The sequence below is a fragment of the Lysinibacillus sp. BF-4 genome (assembly GCF_000743635.1).
Lineage (GTDB): Bacteria > Bacillota > Bacilli > Bacillales_A > Planococcaceae > Metalysinibacillus > Metalysinibacillus saudimassiliensis.
In genome coordinates, this window is the sequence record NZ_JPUW01000074.1 from 1 (window position 1) to 2,542 (window position 2,542).

The 2,542-nt window shown below is 45.8% G+C and carries 4 protein-coding genes; all 4 read left to right on the top strand.

Annotated features, from left to right (window positions below):
• Window positions 1-390 precede the first annotated feature (390 nt).
• The gene (locus CH76_RS13125; RefSeq protein ID WP_036147261.1) at window positions 391-819 is read left to right on the top strand and encodes a BrxA/BrxB family bacilliredoxin; all 429 of its coding nucleotides are present in this window, start codon (window positions 391-393) and stop codon (window positions 817-819) included.
• Window positions 810-1,583 carry a class I SAM-dependent methyltransferase gene (locus CH76_RS13130; RefSeq protein ID WP_036147264.1) on the top strand — a complete coding sequence of 258 codons (774 nt, stop codon included), beginning with the start codon at window positions 810-812 and terminating at the stop codon, window positions 1,581-1,583. Before CH76_RS13125 ends, CH76_RS13130 begins: the two co-directional genes overlap by 10 nt.
• A 288-nt stretch (window positions 1,584-1,871) precedes the next feature.
• The gene (locus tag CH76_RS13135; protein WP_051910379.1) at window positions 1,872-2,354 is read left to right on the top strand and encodes an HAD hydrolase-like protein; all 483 of its coding nucleotides are present in this window, start codon (window positions 1,872-1,874) and stop codon (window positions 2,352-2,354) included.
• Window positions 2,314-2,514: a hypothetical protein gene (locus tag CH76_RS13615; RefSeq protein ID WP_051910380.1), complete on the top strand. Its 201-nt coding sequence runs from the start codon at window positions 2,314-2,316 to the stop codon at window positions 2,512-2,514. Before CH76_RS13135 ends, CH76_RS13615 begins: the two co-directional genes overlap by 41 nt.
• Window positions 2,515-2,542 lie beyond the last annotated feature (28 nt).

Here is a 2,542-nt window from a genome sequence, read left to right on the forward strand (position 1 = left end):
CCCCAAGTTACGGTGATGAACCTAATTTAACCACATATAGGTAATTAAAGGTATAGCTTTGCAATCTTGTCTTTATTTTATCCGTCAAAGATACTTAAAATAATTAAATTGAAAAATTAAACGCCTGTCTCGCGATTGGAGACAGGGGCTTTTTTGTTACCCTAAAAATAGCAGAAATTTATTAAAGGTATTTTTTGTTATTTTCGAAATAAGTAAATAACTGGATGTGACTTTTTGGGCGGAAAAATCACATAAAAGTCACAAAAAGTCACGGGAAAGTCACAAAAAGCCCGAAAAAGGGTGAAAGAATGCGAAAGTCGCCTTACTAGATATCGCCTGTAATCCTTGTTATAATAGGCTTTGTGAATGAAAAAGAAAGAAGGCGAAAACATGAATGCGTACGATGAATATATGAAAGAAGTTGTGAAGCCAATGCGTCAAGAGCTAGTGGATGCAGGGTTTACAGAGCTAACAACAGCTGAAGAAGTACACGAATTTTTACCAGAAGCAAAAGGTGTAACGCTTGTTGTGATTAACTCAGTTTGTGGCTGTGCGGCAGGTTTAGCACGTCCGTCAGCACGCGCGGCGGTTGAACAGGTAAAGCCTGATCACCTTGTAACGGTATTTGCGGGGCAGGACCGCGAAGCAACAGCAGCAATGCGTAGCTACTTTGAAGAAGTACCACCAAGCTCACCATCTATGGCAGTATTAAAAGATGGTCAGTTAGCGTACTTTATTCCGCGTGAGCAAATTGAGGGCTTTGACCCAGCGCAAATCACAGGGCATTTGGTTGGCGTGCTTGAACAAACATGCAACTAATTGTTACAACGGCGGGGCGTCCTGATGACGTCACGACAGCTTACGCACAGTATGCGGCTAACGCCCTTGCTGTGCGTTTTGTTGTGCGAAAAAAGCGTTCGGTGGCACGCTTACAAAGTGAGTATGGCTGTGCGGTGCTTGTAGCGGGTAAGGCGCGTTATGAGTATTTTGCATTTGGGGCGACAGAGCCACTGTTCTTTCATCCCAATACGGCGGCCTTCCGCGTGAAGCGGCTAGCACGCGGTGAGTCAGAGACATTGCTTGAGGCTACTCAGGTGAAGGCAGGTGACACGGTACTTGATTGTACACTTGGGCTTGGGGCAGATGCGCTTGTATTGCAGTTTGCGGGTGCGCATGTGACAGGGCTTGAAGCGAATGCGGCGATTGCTTTTGTCGTACGTGAAGGTATGCAGCATTATGATTATCAAGACGCCCCGCTCCTTGCTTGTATGCGCGATATTAAGGTTGTGGCGAGTGAGGCGCTTGCGTATTTACGTACACAGCCTAATAAGTGTTTTGATGTGGTGTACCTTGACCCAATGTTTGATGGGCTAATTGCGGAGTCTACTAATTTTAGCGCACTGCGTGAAGCAGGGGAGCATACAGCGCTGACGCAAGACTGGGTGGACGAGGCCAAGCGGGTGGCACGCAAGCGCGTTGTGTTAAAGGCGCACTTCCGCTCACCTTATTTTGAGCAATTTGGTTTTATTCCACACATTCGTGAGACTTCTAAGTTTCATTTTGGCGAAATTGTGGTATACTAAGAGTATTGCTATTTTAGGTGCTATCAATTGGCATTTCATATGTCTTTGACGACACTTATTCACACTGGCGTAGCTTTGGGGCTGCAAGGACGCAAAAGCAGGTAGGGTTTGCGTTGCTTAAGTCGAGAAGGCACAGTGAAACATTACCGCGGTTAGGTTATTTTTTCCTCAGATGATTGAGTTGATACGAGTAAATCCAAATAATATATCAGGTAGCACCTATAAAATACTAGAGGGGTACGTTCTCACATCCGAGAGCGTGCCCCTCGTCTAATTTAGGAGGACATTATGGCAATTTTATTTGATATGGACGGCACATTATTTGATACAAACACAGTTCTTGCGCCAGCATTAGACGCAACATTCAGTGAGCTACGTGCGGCGGGTCTTTGGCAAGGGGCAACACCATTTGATACCTACACTAAAATTATGGGAGTGCCGCTTCCGGTAGTGTGGCAAACGCTATGCCCAGCGCATACGACAGCGCAACATGTAGCAAGTAACACATTGTTTCAACAACACTTACATGAAATGATTAACACGCAAGGCGCATTATACCCAGGAGTGCGTGACACTTTGGCGACGCTTGCCGAGCACCATGCGCTCTATATCGTCAGTAATGGTAATGCGCCGTACCTCGATAAAATTGTGACGCATTTTGAGCTAACGCCATATATTGCAGCGATTTATAGCATTGACCGTGTGGCTTCAGGTGATAAGGGGGGAGCTGATGCGTTTATTACTTGCAGAGCAAGGCATTACAGAAGCTAGTGTTGTGGGTGACCGCCGCTCAGATATCGAGGGTGCTTTAGTTAACGGTTTAACGGCTTATGCCGCAGGTTATGGCTATGGTGGCCAAGAGGAGTGGGTGGGCGCGCAAGCTGTGCTTAGTGATTTTCCCTCACTAAAAAAACATGTCATGCTTTTATAACATAAAAAACCACCGCTGATTTTTTTCG

Bases quoted from the DNA above. Each gene is read 5' to 3' on its own strand.
- CH76_RS13125 (WP_036147261.1), top strand. From the start codon at position 391: ATGAATGCGTACGATGAATATATGAAAGAAGTTGTGAAGCCAATGCGT.
- CH76_RS13135 (WP_051910379.1), top strand. From the start codon at position 1,872: ATGGCAATTTTATTTGATATGGACGGCACATTATTTGATACAAACACA.
- CH76_RS13130 (WP_036147264.1), top strand. From the start codon at position 810: ATGCAACTAATTGTTACAACGGCGGGGCGTCCTGATGACGTCACGACA.
- CH76_RS13615 (WP_051910380.1), top strand. From the start codon at position 2,314: ATGCGTTTATTACTTGCAGAGCAAGGCATTACAGAAGCTAGTGTTGTG.